Origin of the sequence: Exiguobacterium sp. JMULE1 (assembly GCF_013337175.1) — a bacterium.
Classification (GTDB): Bacteria; Bacillota; Bacilli; order Exiguobacteriales; family Exiguobacteriaceae; genus Exiguobacterium_A; species Exiguobacterium_A indicum.
In genome coordinates this window covers 2,532,254-2,553,527 of record NZ_SGWC01000002.1, presented here as the reverse complement: position 1 = coordinate 2,553,527, position 21,274 = coordinate 2,532,254, and the positions used below count along the sequence as shown (strand labels likewise).

Sequence of the window (21,274 nt, the reverse complement as noted above, 5' to 3'; positions counted from 1 at the left end):
ATGGAACGAATCATGCATCCGACGCCCGAGGAACACCAACCGAACGGGGAGCCGGAACACCAATCCAAATCAGCAATCAGTGGCTCGATCGCGCGTCAAGCGACGATCGATGCCTTTAAAAAATTGAATCCCGTTAATATGGTCAAACAACCGATCATGTTCGTCGTCTGGATCGGCTGCTTGCTTGCAATCGGCTATACGATCTTCATTGATGAGATGCGTGGCTTTAACTTGACGGTCAGTATCATCCTCTTCTTAACGGTCTTGTTCGCGAACTTCGCGGAATCGATCGCGGAAGGACGCGGGAAAGCCCAGGCGGACTCATTGAAAGCGTCAAAAGCAGATGTCATGGCACGTAAACGTGTCGGACAACTGATTCAAAGTGTCTCGTCGGCGACACTCCGCAAAGGCGATATCGTCTTCGTCCGAGCAGGGGAGTATGTACCGGGTGACGGTGAAATCATCAAAGGACTTGCTTCGATTGATGAATCAGCGATCACGGGTGAATCCGCACCGGTCATCAAGGAAGCGGGCGGTGATTTCTCCTCGGTCATCGGTGGAACACTCGTCGTCAGTGACGAGATCGAAGTTCGAATCACGAGCAATCCGGGTGAATCATTCCTCGATCAGATGATTGCCCTCGTCGAAGGCGCAAGTCGTCAAAAGACACCAAACGAACTCGCGTTATCAACGCTCTTGACGAGCTTGACATTGATTTTCTTACTTGTCGTCATGACATTACCGGTCTTTACGAACTACCTTGGATTTGATCTATCAGGTCCGATCTTGATCGCCTTACTCGTTTGTTTGATCCCGACGACGATCGGTGGCTTACTGTCAGCAATCGGAATCGCCGGGATGGACCGCGTTACCCGCTTCAACGTCATCGCGATGAGCGGGAAGGCGGTCGAAGCAGCAGGCGATATCCAAACGATCATCTTGGACAAAACAGGAACAATCACGTTCGGTAACCGGATGGCGTCGGAAATCACGCCGGTCGGTGGACGCACTGCCGAGCAGGCGTTTGAGGGGGCAATCCTCGCCTCACTCGCTGATGAGACACCAGAAGGACGTTCCGTTCTTGAACTCGCTGAACTTCGCGCGATGCCTGTTGAACAACATTGGTTAGATGATGCAGAGATCGTACCGTTCCGCGCAGAGACACGGATGTCCGGACTCGACTTAAGAGATGGTCGCCGTGTACGGAAAGGGGCGGGGCAAGCGATTCAAGAATGGGTCAAGGAACAAGGTGGAACCATTCCGAATGATTTGCAAGAGAAAGTAGATGCAGTTTCTCGTCTTGGTGGAACACCACTCGTCGTAGCGATCGACGCAACGATCCTTGGCGTCATCTATTTGAAGGATACGGTGAAACCGGGCATGCGTGAACGATTCGATCGGTTGCGTGAGATGGGGATCAAGACGGTCATGTGTACGGGTGACAACCCGTTGACGGCAGCAACGATCGCCCGCGAAGCAGGCGTCGATGATTTCGTCGCGGAATGTAAGCCGGAAGATAAAATTCGTGTCATCCAGCAGGAACAAGCAGCCGGTCACCTCGTAGCAATGACAGGAGACGGAACGAATGATGCACCGGCACTCGCTCAAGCCGATGTCGGACTCGCGATGAACAGCGGAACGCAAGCCGCAAAAGAAGCGGCGAACATGATCGATCTTGATTCGAACCCGACGAAGATCATCGAAGTCGTCGAAATCGGGAAACAGCTCTTGATGACACGGGGTGCCTTGACGACGTTCTCGATCGCAAACGATGTCGCGAAATATTTTGCGATCATCCCGGCAATGTTCATGGTCGCAATCCCGCAGATGGAAGTACTCAATATCATGCGTCTTGATTCCCCGACGAGTGCGATCTTGTCTGCCTTGATCTTTAATGCGATCATCATTCCGATGTTGATTCCGCTTGCGATGCGAGGAGTTACCTATAAACCGATGACGGCGGATCAATTACTCGGTCGTAACTTACTGATCTACGGTCTTGGCGGTGTCGTCGTTCCATTCATTGGGATTAAAATCATCGATGTCTTGCTTGCAAGCATCCTCTAAGGAGAAAACGAATCATGAAACAAGCCATTCGTGTGACGGTCTTCGTCACGGCGTTATGCGGGATCGTCTTTCCCGCTTTATTGACCCTGTTCGGTCAACTACTCGTACCGGATAAAGCTGAAGGTTCTTTAGTACAAGAAAACGGAAAATTCATCGGATCGGAATTGATTGCCCAGCCATTCACGTCGAAACAGTATTTTCACGGACGTCCATCAGCGGTCGATCAATTAGCGGGAGCGTCTGCTGGGGATAACCTAGCAGCATCGAACCCGGAGCTTGGCACGAAGATGGCGGAATTACAGAAACAGAACCAAGTGGACGGCGCTTCGCTTCCGGACGATGCCCTCGTGACATCCGGTTCTGGCTTCGATCCGCACATCTCAGTCGATTATGCTTTGGTTCAGGCGAAGCGTATCGCAACCGCACGCGATCTGTCGCGTGAAGAAGTACGAAAGTTAATCACGAAGGAAGCAGGAACCCATGATTACGTCAATGTCCTGCGCTTGAACTTAGCCCTTGATCGGAGTAAGTCATGACACGAGGAAAGCTGAAGCTGTATATCGGCTCAGCTCCTGGTGTCGGAAAGACGTATAAGATGCTTGCCGATGCACGAACATTGACGCTTGAGGGTAAGGATGTCGTCATCGGTCTAATCGAGACGCATGGTCGAAAAGAGACGGCGGAGATGGTCGGGCAACTCGAACAAGTCCCGCTACTTGAAGTCGTCTACAAGGACAAGACATTCCTCGAGGTGAACGTGGACGCGATCATTGCCCGTCGCCCCGATATCGTTCTGATCGATGAACTGGCGCATACGAATGCGCCAGGATCGGTACGAAAGAAACGCTATCAAGATGTCGCAGCACTTCTTGAAGCAGGAATTAATGTCTATTCGGCCGTCAACATCCAGCATTTCGAAAGCTTGCTCTTTAAAGTCAAGGAAGTGACGGGTGTCGAAGTGCGGGAACGCATCCCGGATCCGTTTCTCGGGGAAGCCGATGAGATTCTACTCGTCGACGTCACGCCACAGACGTTACGGGAACGACTCGAGCAAGGAAAGATCTACAAAAAAGAAAAGATTGAACAGAGCTTGAATTCGTTCTTCTCGCTTCAGAATCTTGCGAGCTTACGTGAGCTATCGTTACGTCAGGTCGCGGACGAAGTCGACGATCAAGTCTATCAATCACGCTTGTTGATTGAAAAGGATCCAGCGTCGTTACAAGAACGAATTCTCGTCTGTATCCAGCTCAATGACAACGCGCGGAAGTTGATCTATCGCGGCTTTCGCATGGCGAGTCGTCTGAAAGCGGATCTTTATGTGCTGACGATTTTACCGACGGCAGAGAATCAACTGAATGCCAAACAAAAAGAAGTGCTTGCGATGGTACGCGAGAGTGGTTCCTTGTTCGGAGCAGAAGTTCTAATCCGAATCCAAGGCGAGCGCTCGATCGCCCAAGCGATCACGGCAGCTGCCAAGCATCATCGCATCACTCAAATCGTCCTCGGTCAATCCGCACGGACCCGTTGGCAGGAAATTCGGCGCGGATCAATCATCAATGAAATCATGCGTCATGTCCGCGGGATTGATATTCAAATCGTTGCCGATGACATGGAACGCTAGGGGAGCCCTTCCGCGTAAATGCAGGGGTTCTCTTCGAAGTTTGTCGTTTCACAAGACGAACGAGTCGGTCATTCTCCCTGTCCTCAGGGCGGGAGGTAAGCCGCGGCATCCCTGCACTTGATGCGGTCTGCCGGGTCTTACCTAACCCTGACGAAAGCGCCGAGCGCGCTTTTTTATCCTGTAGGAGTGGAGGATGACATTTTTCGTTCTACATCAATCAAAAAGGAAAGACCGTTCCAGTGAAGTCACCAGAACGGTCTTTCCTTTTTTTGTTGGAATCATTTCAATGATTTAAAGACTCGGCTTCATCGTTTCCTCAACGAGCGAAGACTGGAATATCGAAGACAGCTGTATAGCTATCCATTTGTTGATATAAATCATAGATGCGAGTCGTTTGTTTCGCTGCCCATCCCATGTCTGTCGCATATTGATGACGACCAGGATTCATTGGGTTCCAGCGCATTTTATAGAGTGTGTTTTGATTGTATGCATGGTGAATATATTGGGTTCCAATAAATTCGGCTCCACCCATGATGGCTGCTTCCGGTGTGAACCATCCTTTTTCGTAAGCTGTTCTTGCTCCACCGTTGATTGGATCTGAATCGATAGCACCGATGCCGTACATGTTGTAGACCATTTTTCCATTCCACATGACTCCATTCGCTAAAGTTGACGTTCCATTTCCTGTCTCAAGTAGCGCGTGGGAGATCAAGTAGATTTCGTTGACGGAAAAGGCTGTACCAGCGTCGATGAATGCTTGTCCACAGCTTCCAGTCGTACATTTACCAAAGATGCCTTTTGTACTGATGATCTTATCTAATGTTGCGGCAGATGCGCCTGTCGTCTTCGATAAATCAAGGAATTGGAAGAATTCCTTTGAAGAGCGGCTGACTTTTAATGGGTCAGCGACGTTCCGGACATCGGACTCGAGTGCATTCAACCAACCGAGTGTCCAGTATCCAGTGGAAGACGTGTAAACACGCGGATACGTCGTATAGAAATCACCGATTCGTTGATAGACCTTAATCATCTGTTTCGGCTGGAATTGTCCATAAATATGGCTATCCGTCGCCGCACCCGATCGGATGTTGAGTGGTGTCGTTGACGATACGGTCGCGAGTGTACCATTGACTGGGTCTTCTGATCCACCGAATCGAACATACATCGAGCTGACATACATCATCTTATTTTTATACAAATCGGTTTGAGGTGAAGGATTTAACTTCATTTGAGTGCTGATGAAGTTATCAAATGTATACGGTGTCGCAATGGAGTTGTAGACATTTAGTTTTGAAGATGTCGTTACAAGTGTTCCATTATACGCATAGCCTGATTTACCTTGATAGGAAATCTTATACCATTGGCCGATTTGTCCGGTGACGTTGACGACGACGTTCGAAGGAATCGTCGTCACGACTTGATAGGAACTTCCGACATACGAGCGAAGTGGAGTGGGACTTGTAGCTCGGACGTATAACGAATCTTTCGATACATAGTCAATCTTACTTGTAGATGCGTTCGTATCGACATACCCTGTTTTTCCATTGATCGTTACTTTATGCCACTGTTTATTCGTATGTGACGTAATCAGTGAAGTCGTGTAGTAGACGTTTCCTTTAGCTAGTGTCGTAAGTGCTGTTGCTTCTTCTAAAGGTGAATTTCGAATGATTAAGTTCTCGTTCGCGAGGAAACGAGCGCCACTAATCTTTTTCGTTTCTGTATAAGGTGTTAAAAGAGCGCCATCGATATACCCTGTTTTTCCATTAACACTTACGTTCATCCATGTCCCGATTGAACCATTCACTTGTACGACTGTTCCTTTCGTAAGCGATGAGACTTCGCTGTATGTCGGACCAGCATATGACTTCAGAGAAGTCGTTTGTACCGTCTTATAGCGATGGGCTGAAATCTTACGGTATGAAATCGGACTTCCTTGATTCGCTCGGATATATCCTGTTTTCCCGTCTACTGAAATACGATGCCACGACTGACCGTGACCGTTCGTGACAAGGCGCGTCGTGTAATAGACATCTCCGCTTTTTAGCGTCTTCCATGTATCGGTATCCGCCTGATACGTCGTTTTGACGTCGATGGATGTATTTAATACATAACGCGCTGCTGAGATCGTAGACGTTACGATATATTCGTTCAAATCATCCTGATGAACATATCCGATTTTTCCTGCATACGTCACACGGTACCACTCATTGATAGACCCTGTTACGGATACCTTCGTACCGCTTGGGATAGACTTGATGGAAGCGTAAGATACGCCAGCATAAGACTTTAATCCTGTAGCGTCGGTTGTTTTCATCGTCACGGCATCCGCTTGATAGGAGACTTTTTCTCCTGTTCCGTAAGCGATGTAACCGGTCTTTCCGTCTTTTTTGATCTGATACCATTTTTTAGAACCAAGTGTGACGAGACGTGTCGTGTAATAGATATCACCCTCTTGAAGCGTAGCGATTTTAAACGCATCTGCTTCAGGAGCGACTAAGATATCGGTGGATGATGTGACGGCGAAACGTGTACCTGAAATGGTTTGGACGAGGGCTGCTGTCTTAAGCGTCGAAGCCGACGCATATCCTGTTACACCATCGTACGTGACACGATACCATGTACCGATTCGACCAGAGACGAGCGGTTTCGCACCGGCCGGAATCGACTTGATTCCTGCATACGAACTGCCTGCATAAGAGCGAAGTGTCGTTTTAGCTGTTGTGACGAAAGAGACGTTCTTCAGGCTTTCATAATTCACGATCGTTCCTTGATTCGCTAAAAGATAACCGGTTTGACCGTCTTTTTTAATTTTGTGCCACGTGCTACCTCGAGAATCCGTTGCAAGTGTCGTCGTGTAATACGCATCGCCTGTTTTTAAAGAAGCAATCGTTTTACTCGTCGAAGAGGCAGATGCTTTGATTTCGACGGATTTCTTCAAGAGAACACGTGTAGTAGGAATCGTTTTGACACTTTGTTTAGAGACTTGTAAAAAAGCGTCACGGTGCATGTATCCACTATTTTTGCCGTGACGAACGCTATACCAGCCGTCGATTTTTCCGACTACTTCAACGTTTGTCCCAACTGGAATCGATTCGACTTTTGGATAACCCGTTCCTGCATAAGTATGTAGCGTGTAGGTATCCGTCGTACGTGATGTTTCGTTCGCAATCTTCTGATAGGAAACAGGAGTGGCACCAGATGGGACATATCCTGTTTTTCCTGCGTAGTTCAGGCGATACCACGTTTTGCCGTATGGATCGGTAATCCGTTGTGTCGTATAATACACATCTTTACTTTGCAAGGTACCAATTGTCGTTGCTGTCGTGCGTGCCGCATTTTTAATCGCCGTATTCGTAGAGACGATATAGCGTTGTCCAGAGATCGTTTGCTTTTTCTCATACAACACTAAATATTTTGAAGCGACATATCCCGTTTTTCCGCCATATGTTACTTTTTTGTAGCTTCCGGCATCATATGCGGATGAAACGACCGTTCCGGTCTTGATCGTCAACAAGCGTTTCCGTGAAGATGTCGTCTTATCATACAGATCCGTATCTGCCGATAGACGATAAGCCGTTACTTTCGTTGTTGCTGCGTTCACTATCGGTAGAGATGATAGAATGATGCTAAACACGATAAGAAGACTCGCGAACACCTTCAAAGGTTTCGAGATGGATGTCGTATTCAAAGTATCTTTCCTCCTAGTAGATATTCGTCCAAGCGGACGGAATCGGCTTCTAGGATGTCTGGTCTAAGGTGTACGTACTTATGCCTATTCCTACTATCGACCATATCGGATTTTTATGAAGAAAATATTGGGTTTTTTTGAAAAAAGGGATTTAGTTTTTTGAAAAACCCTCCTGTTTGTTTAAACAAGAGGGAATAGGATCAGATAGTGAGACGTGCGAGGATTTCTGTTAAATTCGTCGTCGGGCGTTCACAAGTAAAATCATGACAGAGATACGCCGTTGGCTCTTCTGGTTCTGGATAATCCGCGAGCAAAGAGACGTGCGGCAAAAGGTCACGCTTCGTACCAATTAACAAGGCGACTTCCGGCAAGCGCATCTGTTGCAGTTGATCGATTTCGACCGGGATGTCTACGTTTTCTGGAATCAAGATAATCAATTCCTTCGGTTCCATCTGCCGGTAGGTGAAGGTACTGACAAGTGAGGCGAATCCGGTCGGTTGTTGCTCGACTTCTTCGATTAAAGCTGCGAGCGCCCGTTCGGCACTTTCCTGATAAACGAGACGACCAGTCAGACGACTGAGCGTGAAGAAGGCGTTTAAGGCAATACTATTTCCAGCAGGTGTGACGCCATCATACAGATCGAGTGGACGAACGAGTAGCTCATCGGAGCGTGACGACGTCAGATAAAAATAACCATCTGCTGTTTGAAACTGGTCCTGCAGCACATCTGCGAATGCTAAAGCTTCCTTTAGATGAAGCGCCCGTCGTGTTGATTGGAATAGTTCAAGATGTGCATCGATCAAATATGCATAGTCATCGAGGAATCCGTGACCGGTCGCTTGTCCGTCTCGGTAATGAACAGCAAGTTGATTCTCCGTGCGGACGAATCGCTCGAGTGATGTCATCGCACGCGTGGCGACACGTGTATAATGCGGTTCACCAAAGACACGACCGGCTTTAGCGAACGTCGAGATCATCATCGCGTTCCACGATGTCAGGCGCTTATCATCACAAAATGGTCGCGGGCGTTCACTTCGCGCACGAAGAAGAATTTGTCGCTCGCGTTCGAGTTGCGCCGCTGTCTCAGCAGGTGACAAGTGGATTTCACGTGCGAACATCTCGAGTGTTTGTCCTGTCCGGTAAAAGACATTCCTCCCTTCGAAGTTCCCGGACTGGGAGGCATGGTAAAAGCGCGGGAACAGCGCGTCTGGTCCGAGTAAGTCGGTCAGTTCAGAAGCCGTGAACGTATAATAATGTCCTTCGCCTCCTTCACTATCCGCATCCAAGGCGGCGTAGAAGGTGCCGTCCGGTGCAGACAACTCACGCTCTACGAATGTCAGTACTTCTTCCGCGTAACGTCGGAAGCGTATTTGTCCGGTCACTTGGTACGTCTCGATACATAAGGTTGCAAACCAAGCATTGTCGTACAGCATCTTCTCGAAATGAGGAATCTGCCACTCGGCATCGACCGTATAGCGGAACAGGCCGTAGCCGACTTGATCCGTCATCCCGCCGTCACGCATCGCAATCAGTGACCGCATGACCATATGGAGCGCTGTTTCGTCTTCCGCGAATTGATAATAATCAAGCAAGAAACGAAGCAGGGCTGGCGACGGAAACTTCGGTGCCTCGCCGAATCCACCGTGTTGACGGTCAAATTGGCGCATCGCTTGATCAAAGGTCTCGTGAATGATGGATTCATTCCAAGTATGGGTAGACGTCGTAGGCTGCAATACGTCGCGAAGCGTTTGCGACATGTTCTGACCGACTTGTGCGATTTTTTCTGGTGAACGGCGGAATTGCTCGCTGAGCTGAAGCGTCACCTGACGAAAACTCGGGCGGTTGAACTGAGGCGTCTTCGGAAAATACGTGCCGATGTAAAATGGTTGCTGGTCCGCTGTCATGAAGACGCTCAGTGGCCAGCCACCTTGTCCGTTCATGACTTGAGCCGCCGTCATGTAGACATGGTCGATGTCAGGACGTTCTTCCCGGTCGACCTTGATTGCGATGTAGCGTTCGTTCAAGAGTCGTGCCGTTTCTTCATCTTCGAAGCTCTCATGAGACAGCACATGGCACCAATGGCACGTCGAATAACCAATCGATAAAAAGATCGGCTTGCCGCTTTCTCGAGCGGCAGTGAAGGCGTCTTCGCCCCACGGGTACCAATCGACAGGCTGGTGAGCATGTTGCAATAGGTAGGGACTCGTTTCATGGATAAGTCGATTCGACATGATGGATTTCCCTCGTTTCTTCTATAATAATAATAAGTCCTCTTCACGATACTCGGCTTTTACGGCAGGTGCAACTCCAATTCTGAGACAGGAGAAAACGATTTTTAAAAAGAAAGATTGACTTTATAAAAGAAAGTGTGATAGATTAATATAAGTCATGAATCGGGGATGATCACTCATGTGAGAATCTTCAATCCATATCATACAATTAAATCGACAGGTCAGGATTTTTAGACCGCTACTGACAAATGAGTCAGACATAAGTCATCGCTTTTATTTTGTCCTTCTTCATACTACGAGGAGAAGTTGACCCAGCAAGATAAACCTTCCAATCGATACTTTTCCGCTCATTCCCGAGCTATTTCTAAAAATCCCAGTATCATGCGTCCGTTGCAGACGCATCACGATTCTTGCTAAAATGCTTGATTCAGCTGGCGCGGCCAAGGAGCCGTAACAACGAAAGAGAGGTAGGGCTTTCGTCGTTTCAGGTGTTTTGATCACCTGTAATCCTCGATTCTCATGACAACCAAAAACAACGACACGCTGATGAGGCGTTTTTTTTGTGCCTTTTTTCGGGTAATGCTGAAAGAAGGGGGGTGACGACATGCCATGGAATGAGAACGACTATCCGGAGTCATTCAAGAACTTTGATCCGCCGCTTCGAAAGAAAGCGATCGAAATCGCGAACGCGTTATTAAAAGACGGCTATGAAGAGGGACGCGCCATTCCGATCGCGACATCGCAAGCTGAAAAATGGTACGAAAGTCACAAAGACGAACAATAAAAAGTTGTAAGCGATACCATTTCTTTCATTTACGAAGGATGGTATCTTTTTTTACGAAAAATATACACTATTGAGAATATAATCTGATATTATGAAGAAGTGTCAGAAAATTCAATAGGGGGTCTCATCATGAAATACGGCAGTACGTTTGGAAAGTGGGCATTGGCCGGAGTATTAACAGCAGGAATCCTTCCACAAGCGGGTCTTGTCGGGGCAGAAGGCGAAGGCGTCATCTTGTCTGAATACATAGAAGGAACAAGTAATAACAAGGCAATCGAGCTATATAATGGGTCGGGGCAAATCATTGATTTAGCAGACTATACACTCGTTCAATATACGAACGGTGGACCGTCAGAAGCGAAAATCACACTATCGGGGAAAGTGGATCCAGGGAAGACGTTCGTCATCGCGAATTCGAGTGCGAATGCGGACATCAAAGCAAAAGCACAATTGACGACGGGATCATTGAACTTTAACGGAAATGATCCCATCGCACTGAAAAAGGGTGATGTTGTTCTTGATATCATCGGACCACTTGGTTCATCAACGGATTTCGCAAAAGATACGACACTCGTCCGGAATGCCGGCGTCACGTCTGGTGCTAAAACGTACGAACCATCACAGTGGACGAGCTTCCCGGTCGATACACTGACGAATCTCGGCAGTCATCAGACAGAAGCGGGCGACGTTCTTGCAGCACCTACAGCTTCTCCAGTCGGTGAAGTTGAACGTGGAGATCAAGTGACATTATCAGGTGAAGGAACGATTCATTATACGGTCGATGGCACGACACCAACTGTCGACAGTCCGGTGTACACGTCACCGATTACAATCAACGATGAAGTGACGATTCAAGCAGTTGCCGTCAAGGACGGTAAAACGTCAGCGGTTTCGACATTCAAGTACTATATCGCACCACCAATCACGAAAATCAGCAACATCCAAGGTATTGCGCATACGTCGCCTTATGCAGAACAGCTCGTCCGGACGACAGGTGTCGTCACGTACGTCGTCGATGCGAACAACTTCTACATGCAAGATCCGAATCCGGATAACGACAGCCGGACATCGGAAGGGATTCTCGTCTATGCGAAAAACCATGGTGCTGCTGTTGGACAACAGATCGCGACGACAGGATATGTCAAAGAGTGGTTACTTGGCGGATACAGCGATAAAGCAGATACAGACCTTGCTGTCACGGAAATCAGTACGGTCAATCTCGTGAAGGGTGCGCTTAATGAAGGCTTACCAGCAAGTATCGTTCTTGGTGATAAAGGGGTCTTGATTCCGACGCAAGTCGTCGACAATGATTCCTTCGCGCAGTTTGATCCAAAAGAAGATGCGATCGATTTATACGAAAGCTTAGAAGGTATGCGTGTCGCTTTACCGAACGCAATCGTCACAGGGCCGCAAGCAAACCGAACAATCCCAGTTCGGACACAAACAGACGCAAACAAGGTCTACACAAAACGTGGCACACCAATCCTGACGAAGGATAATGTCAACCCAGAACGTCTATTTGTCGAGATGGGCAGCTCGTCGTACCGTGCGAAAGCTGGTGATACATTCGATGGAACAATCGAAGGCGTCATGAGCTATAACTATTCGGCTTATAAAGTACTCGCCAAAGCAGCGGACCTTCCGAAACTCGTCACGAGCGAAGTGGAGCGTCAACCGACGAACATCAAGACGGGGGAATCACGCTTGACGGTTGCTTCGTACAACGTCGAGAATTTCGCCTCAACGGCAGACGCTGGAAAAGTCGATCGTGTCTCAGAAGGCATCGCGACATTCCTGAAGACGCCGGATATCGTCGGTTTGACAGAGATGCAGGATAATGATGGTGCGACGGATAGCGGAACAGTCGACGCATCAAAATCATTCGAGACATTGATTGCAGCAATCGAAGCAAAAACAGGTGTCCGCTATGCCTATACGGACATCGCGCCTGAAGATAAGAAAGACGGTGGACAGCCGGGTGGAAACATCCGTGTCGGATTCCTTTACAACCCGGCGCGTGTATCGCTCGCATCAGGTGAAAAAGGTGGTGCAACGGAAGCTGTTGCGGTGGAAAACGGCAAGCTGACGAAAAACCCGGGTCGCATCCAGCCGACGGATCCGAACTTCGCCAGTTCTCGAAAACCACTCGTCGCGGAATTCCTCTTCAACGGTGATTCGTATCACGTCATCGTCAACCACTTCAACTCAAAAGGTGGCGACGGAGCTGACTTCGGTAAGAACCAACCGGTCGTACGTAAGAGTGAAGTCCAGCGTCATGCGATCGCGAACATCGTCCAAGATTTCGTCTCTGAATTGAAAACGGAAGTCAAAGACTCGAACGTCGTCGTTCTCGGTGACTTGAACGACTTCCAGTTCTCAGAAACGCTAAATATCCTGAAAGGGAAAAACCTCTGGAATACAGTCGATGATCTTCCAGAATCCGAGCGATACTCTTACGTCTATAACGGAAATGCTCAAGTGCTCGATCACATCTTGATCTCGAACAACTTAAAACGTTATACGTCTTCTGATATCGTCAACATCAACTCGGAGTATATGGAAGCAGACGGTAGCGCGAGTGACCACGATCCGGCGATCATCTCGATTCAAGGTGCAGAGACAGCCGTTCCGGTCAAAGGCATCGCAGAAATCGGAAAATGGCGTGCCGTTCAAAAAGGAAAACATATCTTCCTCGAATGGAAATTAGGTCGTCATTGGTTAAAAGCGAGCGGAACAACTGGAGAGCAACAAGGTGAGTTGCTCGCACTGCGTGTATCGCAAGATCGACCATATATTCAAGTGAAGACGAAAAAAGGAAAAACAATTTGGTTAGAACTTTCTCATTTCTATCGTTTGAAAGAAACAACGAAATATCAATGATGAAAAGCGGACTTAACGGTCCGCTTTTTTGCGTGACGAGAAAAAGAGAGAAAGAAAAGAAAGTGTGCTAATCGAAAGTGTCGAGATTAACGCGACAGGAAGAGGGATGACGCGGAACATATACGTGAAGTGTACCATGATCAAAAATAGGATAATGGCGAGACCAGGAATGAATTGTTTGCAAAGCAACATACCAGAACCAGGAACGAGTAACTCAAAACCAAGTCGTTGATTCAATCGTACATCTTCGTGTGCATTCGCTAAACTGAATGAAACCGTCAACACGACGAGAATCATCCATCCAGAAAATAAATATTGCTGAATCGGTAAAAAGGCGATGGACTCATAAATGAAATACAGTAAAACCATAGGTCAACTCCTTCATTTCATTATGTTATTTGGAAAAGCATTGAAAGTTTGGCTTACGAATTCTAATGATACCGAGTAAGAATTCCGAGAGCAATCAAAAATCTCGAATGATGAAATAAAAGAATGTTCACACATTTTAAGAAAAGGGAAAGATGGTTTAGTATATGTACTAAATACTTTTAAGAATCCTCTTAACGAAAGCATTTTAATAATTTGAGAACGTTCTCATAAAACGTGTCTAATTTGTGAACGGAAAATGTGATTTAGACAATTAAGAGCCAATGACTGTTCGAAAGAATCATTTTCTTTTAAAATAAAGGTAATGATTAAAGGAGGCGAAACGAAGATATGAAAAAATGGTTGATCGTCGGAGTAGCAGCAGTAGCTTTTTTCGGCTACGAGAACATTCCAATGGAACAGGCAGAAGCCGATTATCCGAAAAGTGGCGGCAAGCTGATTGATCGATATAGCAGTGAATATCCAGGTTACGACTGGGAAGTCAGGCGGACGTCCAGCGAAGAATTCGTATCGTTGACGAAGGACGGTAAGGAATACGGAAAGTACCGATTTAAAAATGGTATAACAACGCAAGGGGCAGTCTTGAACAAGGATACGGAATCATCGCTGAAGAAAAAAGGATGGACCGCAGTGAAGTCCTACCGTAAAGGCAACACGAACTACATGTTGAACCTGGATCATGCAGCCGTCTATGAGAAGAAGGGGAATTACGTCACCTATTTCTTCGACCAACATGATGGGAATAAGGTGAAAGCGACACTGTCGATTCCGAAAGACGTCGAAGCGAAGAAAAAGGGTTTCTATGGTACGGCTTCGAATGCGTTACGAACGACGGATGAGAAGCTGATGCTACGATTGATGAACTGGGAACGGGCTGACTACAAGTTAAATCCGTTGGCTCCGTATACGGCACTGAAGCCAGTGACACGCGGTCATAGCGAAAATATGGCGAAGAATAATTTCTTCGCACATACGGATCCGCAAGGGCGTGATCCGTTCGACCGGATGAAGCGTGAAGGAATCAGGTTCAGCTATGCTGGTGAAAATCTATCAATGGGCTATCCGAATGTCTTTGCATCACATTGGGGCTTAATGAATTCAAAAGGGCATCGAGAAAATATTTTGAAAAAAGAGTACAAACAAGCTGACATCGGTGTGGCTTTCCGGAGTAACGCGCCATACTTCACGATTAATTTCCGAACACCTTAAAATAGAAGAATGGAGGACGATATTTCACGATGTCGTCCTCTTTTTCATGAAGCGATGTGTTTTACACTAAAGGCAGGAGGTGGGGATGTTGGAAATCCGTCGATTGAATCCAGAAGATGCAGTACTCTATAAAGCGTTGCGATTGGAAGCCTTACGAAACCATCCTGAGGCATTTGGCTCTGATTATGAATCAGAAAAAGATCGATCCGTCGAACGGTACGCAACTCGTCTTGAAAGCGAACAGTCGATGACGTTTGGTGCGTTTCATGAAAATGAACTCGTCGGTGTCGTCACTATCGTCTGCTCCGAGCCGTTCAAGATGCGACATCGAGCGAATGTATTTGCGATGTACGTCACGCCACGCGCCCGAAAACAACAGGTCGGACGACGCCTTGTAGAAGAGGCATTACGTACATTAAAGCAGCATCCTGTAATTGAGCAAGTCCATCTCTCGGTCGTCCGGACGAACGAAGCTGCTAAAGCGTTGTATCGGTCGCTTGGTTTTGAATCATACGCGATTGAACCACGGGCGCTGAAAATCGATGATACCTATCATGATGAAGAACTGATGTGGTATCAGTTCTAACACCAAACGACCGGAATTCAAAGAGATGATCTCTCCTTGAATTCCGGTCATTTTTTGTATCAGTTTGCCCATTCAGGCTTGCTGAAGCCTTTGAATGATTTTTCGATAACTTCATTGAAGGCGTCCGATTCGACGGCTGCTTTTAAGTCTTTTGCGACTTGTTTGTCCGCATCTTTCGTTTGGACAGCGACGAGGTTCCGGTATTGTTCGTCCATCGTCTCAAGTGCTAACGCATCAAGTAAGTCGAATTTCGCAGCAAGTGCGAAGTTCCCTGGAACGGCTGAGATATCGACACTTTCGACAGCGCGTGGCAGTTGAGCCGCTTCGAGTGGTTTGATGACGAGTTTCTTCGGATTCTTGACGATATCTTTTTCTGAAACGGTCAGAGGATCAGCATCCGGCTTGAGTTCAATCCACCCTTGTTCCGCAAGCAAGTTCAGTGCCCGTGCTTGGTTCGTCGGATCATTCGGCGTCGCGACTTCAGCACCTGTCTTGACGTCGTCAAGTGTCTTCGCTGTTTTACTGTATAGTCCCATCGGTGCTGTCGGAACCGTGATCAGTCCTTTTAAGTCGAGATTCTTTTCTTTAGAAAACGTTTTTAGATAGATCGAGTGTTGGAACAAGTTGGCGTCGATATTGCCGCTACCGAGGGCGATGTTCGGTTGAATGTAATCGCTGAACTCGACGATTTCGACTTTATAGCCTTTCTTTTCGAGTTGTGGCTGAATCGCTTGTTTGACCATGTCGCTATACGGACCGCTCGTCGCCCCGATCTTGATCGTCTTGTTTTTTTCATCAGCGCTGCTGTCTCCACATCCTGCGAGGACTCCTGCACCGAGTAAGGCTGTTGCTAAAAAGGCATATCGTTTTTTCATGATTCCACTCTCCCTTTGTATGTGTGATTAGCGTTTATCTGTTTTTCGCGCCAGTTGATTGCCAAGTGCTTGAATACTTTGAACGATGACGATGAGCACGACGATCGTCACGATCATGATGAGATTATCGTAGCGATAGTAACCGAAACGGATCGCGAGGTCACCGACACCACCGCCGCCGACGATACCAGCCATCGCTGAGAAGCCAATCAAGCTGATCGTCGTTAATGTGATGCCCTGAATGATGCCAGGGAGTGCTTCCGGTAAGAGGACACTGACGATGATCCGCAATGGTTTCGCCCCACAGGCTTCCGCTGCTTCGATTAGACCAGGCGGAATTTCACGGAGTGATGTTTCGACGAGTCGCGCGAGAAACGGAATCGCTGCGACACTGAGACTGACAGATGCTGCCGTCGGACCGATCGTATTGTCGAGTAAGAACTTCGTCAACGGAATGAGGGCGACCAACAAGATAATGAACGGTAGCGACCGGACGATGTTGACGACGAAGTCAAGAACACGGCGGACGGCAAGGTTTTGAAAAAATAATCCGCGGTCGGTGACGAACAAGAGAATTCCGAGCGGAATCCCGACGACCAATGCGAAAGCAAGTGAAATTCCGACCATCCATGCTGTCTCGCCGAGTGCCTTCAAGAGCTCAGGTAACATCGTTTGAATACGATCAAGCCACATCCTGAATCACCTCGAGTGCATGAAGTTCCGTCGCGAGCCAGTCGAGGGCAAGAGCGATTTGATTGGATGATCCCGTCAAGCTGACAATGAGGACACCGAAGGCGACGTCTTGAATGTAGTCGACCTTGCCGTGCAAGATGCTGACTGAGATATCGTAACGGCGGATCGCTTCTGATAACGTACTCTCACCGGTCTTTTCGCCCGTGAACTGCAAGCGGATGATCTTGCCTGGGGTTGCCTGTAAAATGCGTTCCGGCAATTCGATTTGTAGTGCCGTATCGACATAATGTTGCGTCACCGGATGCTTAGCTTGACTGAACAAGTCATAGGTTGAGGCGACTTCAACGACTTCACCTTGTGACATGACCGCGACACGATGGCAAATCTGTTTGACGACATCAATCTCATGCGTGATGAGGACGATCGTCAACCCGAGTCGTTCATTCAAATCCTTCAGCAGTTCAAGGATCTGTAGTGTCGTAACGGGGTCAAGAGCGGATGTCGCTTCATCACATAACAAGACGGTCGGATTGTTTGCGAGTGCCCGGGCAATCCCGACGCGCTGTTTCTGCCCACCGCTTAATTGACTCGGGAAGTTCGTCTCAAATCCTTCAAGTCCGACGAGCGAGACGAGTTCACGAATCCGCTCCGGGAAATCTGCTCGTTTGACGCCAGCGGCCTTGAGCGCAAAAGCGATGTTATCCGCGACGTTGCGCGACTGGATCAATTGGAAATGCTGAAAGATCATTCCTGTCCGCAAGCGAAGTTGACGCAAATCTGCTTTTGACATCCCGCCAAGCGAGACACCGTCGACCTTGACGGTTCCTTGTGTCGGATGCTCGAGCCCATTGATTAGGCGAAGCAACGTACTTTTACCGGCACCAGACTCGCCAATGATTCCGAAGATTTCTCCTTTTTGGATCGTCAAATCGACATCCCGTAAGGCAAAAATCGGGGTCCGGTCTCGGACGAACCGTTTTGTAATGTGTTTGAATTCAATCATCCGCTCATCTCCTCATACAAAAAAAGTCGCTTTTTCCTAGTAGCGGAGCAACCAGAAAAAAGCGACGAAAGTGTAAGATTTCGTAACTTATCTCTCAGAATGAAAATCATTCTGTAGGATGTGGCACCGTTCCTTACAGGTGGTTGCCGGACGTCGTTGGGCCTAATCCCTCGGTCGCTCTCGATAAGTAGTTATGCTGTTGGGACTTACTTTAACGGAAATGATTCCCATCTGTCAAATGTTTTTTCAGAATTATTCCGCAACAGGTGTCCGGAACAGGTTGAGCGTTCCGATTCGATCGACGGCTTCTTCTAGACGTTCAACGTCAGCAATCAAGCTGATCCGGACGTAGCCTTCACCGTATTCGCCGAAGAAGGATCCAGGGGTCACAGCGACATGTGCTTCGTCAAGTAGATGATCGGTGAAGCTTTGGGACGTATAACCTTCCGGAACAGGAAGCCAGACGAAGAAGGAACCGCCCGGTCGTGGTCCACTCCAGCCGATTGCATCGAGTTTTGCGAACAACGCATCGCGTCGTGTTTCATACAAGCGACTTAACTCACGGACGCACGTCTGGTCACTCGTGAGGGCGACGGTCGCCGCATGCTGAATCGGTGTGAAGGCACTGACGTAGAGATGTTCTTGGTACGTTTCGATGCTTGAGATGACGGACGGATTTCCGATGGCAAAGGCAATCCGGAAGCCGGACATGTTGAAGCGTTTCGAGAGTGAGAACAATTCGATCCCGACGTCTTTTGCACCTTCCGTCTGCAAGAAACTTCGCGTCGGACCATCGAAACTGATACCGCCGTATGCTAAGTCATGAACGACACAGATATCATGGGCATCGGCGAAAGCGACTGTCTGTTCGAAGGCTTCTGCCGTCGCGGTCGCACCCGTCGGATTACTCGGGTAGTTGAGGAACAACATCCGGGCACGCTCAACGTCCGTCGTATCAAGTAAGTCATAATCCGGCAAGAAATCATTTTTCTCGAGCAACGGAAGCGTAATCGGGTAAGCGCCAGCAAGTGCTGCACCAGACAGGTAATCCGGGTATCCTGGATCCGGGACGATGACACCTTCTCCAGGGTTGACGATCGTCTGCGGTAAGGCGACGATTCCGGCTTTACTGCCGAGGAGAATCGCGACTTCCGTTGCCGGATCGATCGTGACACCGAATTCAGTCGCGTAAAAGTTTGCGACAGCTTGTTTTAGAAAATCATGTCCACGAAATGGTGGATATTGAAGGTTCGTTGGCTCGTCGATGGCTTGTTTTAAGGCATCGAGAATATGTACAGGCGTCGTTTGGTCGGGTGTTCCTTGACCAAGTGTGATGACATCATGTCCGGCAGCTTTTACAGCACCGATTCGGTTCGCAAGTTCAGCGAAGACGGGAGCAGGAAGCCGATCAATGGCGATGGATGGAGCGAAATGTTTCATGGATGAATGCCTCCTTCGTGGTATTGTCGTCAAGGATAACGAATATTCAATCAAAAGAAAAGAACTTTTTCGAAATTTAAAAAAATTGTCGGATAAACAGGTACAGATAAGTGGAGCGGGAATAAAGAGTAGGGAGAGGAGTGGGAAGATGAAGCGAGCTAACTGGAAAGAGGCAGTCGTCTATCAAGTCTACTGGCGTAGCTTTAAAGATTCGAACGGGGATGGGATCGGTGATTTAAGAGGTGTCATCGAGAAGCTTGATTACATCGCTTCACTTGGTGTCGATGTCGTGTGGCTGAATCCATGTTATCGTTCCCCGGACGTCGATAACGGCTATGATATTGCCGATTATTACGAGATCATGAAAAAAGCGGGAACGATGGGAGATCTCCAGGAGTTGATCACGGCTGCTCATGCCCGTGGATTAAAGATCATTCTCGATTTAGTCGTGAACCATACGAGTGACCAGCATGCCTGGTTCCGTCAGTCATGTGAGCGGATCAACGATAAGGATGACTGGTACATCTGGAAAGACGGCACGAAAGAGACGCCTCCGAACAACTGGCGCTCGTACTTTGCGCCAAGTCCGTGGACGTGGAGTGAAGAGCGCGGGCAGTATTATTTTCATTCCTTCGCCAAAGAACAACCGGACTTGAACTGGGAGCACCCAGCTGTGAGGCAAGCAATCTACGATATGATGAACTGGTGGATTGCTCAAGGGATCGACGGCTTCCGGATGGATGTCATCAACTTGATCAAAAAACGGTCGTTCGAGGATGTCGCCAATCCGTTTGATCTCTCGTACCTTGGGAATCAGCCAGGTGTGCATGACTTCTTGCAGGAGATGCATGCGAATGTTCTCGCTGGTAAAGACTTGTTTACAGTTGGTGAGATTCCGTTCGTCGGTCCAGAAGATGGACTGTTATATGTCAGTGACGAACGAAAAGAACTCCGGACACTGTTTCACTTCGAAATCGCGGACGACATGGAAGCGATGGATCTCTTACGATTCAAGGAGATTCAAAAACGCTGGTACGACGTCTTATACCCATTAGGTGTCAATTCACAGTTCCTCAACAACCATGATCATACACGACAAGTGACGCGCTTCGGCAGTGAACGATACCGGGTTGAGAGTGCGAAACTACTCGGTTTGATGTTGCATACGTTACCGGGCATTCCATACGTGTATCAAGGAGAAGAGATCGGGATGACGGGGATTCGCTTCTCGGATCCGTCGCTTTATCAGGACGTCGCCTTTCGAAATCGATACGCGGAGCGCGTCGCTGGCGGAGAGGACCCAGAGGTCGTGCTCTCATCGATGCAGTTACTTGCGCGCGATAATTCCCGTACACCGATGCAGTGGGACGATACACATGCAGCTGGCTTTACGAGTGGTAAACCATGGTTAGCGGTCAATCCGAATTATACGGACATCAATGTCGCGCAAGCAGAAGCAGATCCATCGTCCGTGCTTGCTTTTTACAAGTCGCTGATTCAGATGCGAAAGGATCATCCGATTATGGTCTACGGTACATACCGAGACTTAGCGCTTCATGATCCGTATCTCTATATCTATGAGCGGGAATTAGAGGGAGAAGTCTGGCGGATCGTCCTCAACGTACATGATGAACCGATGCAGACCGCCCTCGTCTTACCACAGGAAAAGTTGCTCATATCAAACTATCCGGATAGCCCGGATATCTTGCGTCCTTACGAAGCACGCGTCTATCGTTATGCTGTTACAGAACAGACGTGAGTCGTCTGTTGAAAAGAAAAACATCCGCGGACATGTCAGGAACACGTTCGC

At 48.1% G+C, this 21,274-nt stretch carries 15 protein-coding genes and 1 riboswitch; of the genes, 8 read left to right on the top strand and 7 right to left on the bottom strand.

Annotated elements, in window-relative coordinates; genetic code table 11:
* The 3 genes from kdpB to EXW93_RS13510 are packed head-to-tail and all read left to right on the top strand — an operon-like array spanning position 1 to position 3,688.
* A complete protein-coding gene (gene kdpB, locus EXW93_RS13520; RefSeq protein WP_371811226.1) occupies positions 1 to 2,067 on the top strand; it encodes a potassium-transporting ATPase subunit KdpB in 2,067 nt (688 codons plus the stop codon).
* Positions 2,068 to 2,081: 14 nt separating this feature from the next.
* Positions 2,082 to 2,603 carry a K(+)-transporting ATPase subunit C gene (gene kdpC, locus EXW93_RS13515; RefSeq protein WP_023469375.1) on the top strand — a complete coding sequence of 174 codons (522 nt, stop codon included), beginning with the start codon at positions 2,082 to 2,084 and terminating at the stop codon, positions 2,601 to 2,603.
* Positions 2,600 to 3,688, top strand: coding sequence for a universal stress protein (locus EXW93_RS13510; RefSeq protein ID WP_174316575.1), 1,089 nt, complete (start codon positions 2,600 to 2,602; stop codon positions 3,686 to 3,688). The genes kdpC and EXW93_RS13510 overlap by 4 nt, the downstream gene beginning before the upstream one ends.
* A gap of 316 nt (positions 3,689 to 4,004) precedes the next feature.
* On the opposite strand, the gene EXW93_RS13505 is transcribed toward EXW93_RS13510, so the two are convergent.
* Together EXW93_RS13505 and EXW93_RS13500 are read right to left on the bottom strand one after the other, a co-directional pair.
* A complete protein-coding gene (locus EXW93_RS13505) occupies positions 4,005 to 7,376 on the bottom strand; it encodes an SH3 domain-containing protein (protein WP_174316574.1) in 3,372 nt (1,123 codons plus the stop codon).
* A gap of 200 nt (positions 7,377 to 7,576) precedes the next feature.
* Positions 7,577 to 9,607, bottom strand: coding sequence for a thioredoxin domain-containing protein (locus tag EXW93_RS13500; protein ID WP_217448918.1), 2,031 nt, complete (start codon positions 9,605 to 9,607; stop codon positions 7,577 to 7,579).
* 604 nt (positions 9,608 to 10,211) lie between these two features.
* Here EXW93_RS13500 and EXW93_RS13495 point away from each other — a divergent pair.
* Positions 10,212 to 10,391, top strand: coding sequence for a DUF2188 domain-containing protein (locus EXW93_RS13495; RefSeq protein ID WP_035396111.1), 180 nt, complete (start codon positions 10,212 to 10,214; stop codon positions 10,389 to 10,391).
* Positions 10,392 to 10,520: 129 nt separating this feature from the next.
* Positions 10,521 to 13,271, top strand: coding sequence for a chitobiase/beta-hexosaminidase C-terminal domain-containing protein (locus EXW93_RS13490; RefSeq protein ID WP_174316573.1), 2,751 nt, complete (start codon positions 10,521 to 10,523; stop codon positions 13,269 to 13,271).
* Between the two features lie 12 nt (positions 13,272 to 13,283).
* Here EXW93_RS13490 and EXW93_RS13485 read toward each other — a convergent pair whose 3' ends face one another.
* On the bottom strand, positions 13,284 to 13,640 hold the full coding sequence (locus tag EXW93_RS13485) for a hypothetical protein (protein WP_023469370.1): 357 nt from the start codon (positions 13,638 to 13,640) through the stop codon (positions 13,284 to 13,286).
* 348 nt (positions 13,641 to 13,988) lie between these two features.
* Here EXW93_RS13485 and EXW93_RS13480 point away from each other — a divergent pair, with 348 nt between their 5' ends.
* Positions 13,989 to 14,867, top strand: coding sequence for a CAP domain-containing protein (locus tag EXW93_RS13480; RefSeq protein ID WP_023469369.1), 879 nt, complete (start codon positions 13,989 to 13,991; stop codon positions 14,865 to 14,867).
* 85 nt (positions 14,868 to 14,952) lie between these two features.
* Entirely contained in the window at positions 14,953 to 15,453 is a 501-nt protein-coding gene (locus tag EXW93_RS13475) for a GNAT family N-acetyltransferase (protein ID WP_254606210.1), read from the top strand.
* 59 nt (positions 15,454 to 15,512) lie between these two features.
* On the opposite strand, the gene EXW93_RS13470 is transcribed toward EXW93_RS13475, so the two are convergent.
* From EXW93_RS13470 to EXW93_RS13455, 4 genes are all read right to left on the bottom strand, one after another.
* Positions 15,513 to 16,328 (bottom strand): MetQ/NlpA family ABC transporter substrate-binding protein, encoded by an 816-nt coding sequence (locus EXW93_RS13470; protein ID WP_023469367.1) that lies wholly within the window; start codon positions 16,326 to 16,328, stop codon positions 15,513 to 15,515.
* A gap of 27 nt (positions 16,329 to 16,355) precedes the next feature.
* Complete coding sequence (locus tag EXW93_RS13465; protein ID WP_023469366.1) at positions 16,356 to 17,021, bottom strand: methionine ABC transporter permease; 666 nt, start codon at positions 17,019 to 17,021, stop codon at positions 16,356 to 16,358.
* Entirely contained in the window at positions 17,011 to 18,024 is a 1,014-nt protein-coding gene (locus EXW93_RS13460) for a methionine ABC transporter ATP-binding protein (protein ID WP_023469365.1), read from the bottom strand. The genes EXW93_RS13465 and EXW93_RS13460 overlap by 11 nt, the downstream gene beginning before the upstream one ends.
* 84 nt (positions 18,025 to 18,108) lie before the next feature.
* Positions 18,109 to 18,214, bottom strand: a riboswitch (SAM riboswitch).
* A 62-nt stretch (positions 18,215 to 18,276) separates the two neighbouring features.
* Entirely contained in the window at positions 18,277 to 19,464 is a 1,188-nt protein-coding gene (locus EXW93_RS13455) for an aminotransferase class I/II-fold pyridoxal phosphate-dependent enzyme (protein ID WP_058264623.1), read from the bottom strand.
* Positions 19,465 to 19,612: 148 nt separating this feature from the next.
* Here EXW93_RS13455 and EXW93_RS13450 point away from each other — a divergent pair, with 148 nt between their 5' ends.
* Positions 19,613 to 21,223: an alpha-glucosidase gene (locus tag EXW93_RS13450; RefSeq protein ID WP_174316572.1), complete on the top strand. Its 1,611-nt coding sequence runs from the start codon at positions 19,613 to 19,615 to the stop codon at positions 21,221 to 21,223.
* Positions 21,224 to 21,274 lie beyond the last annotated feature (51 nt).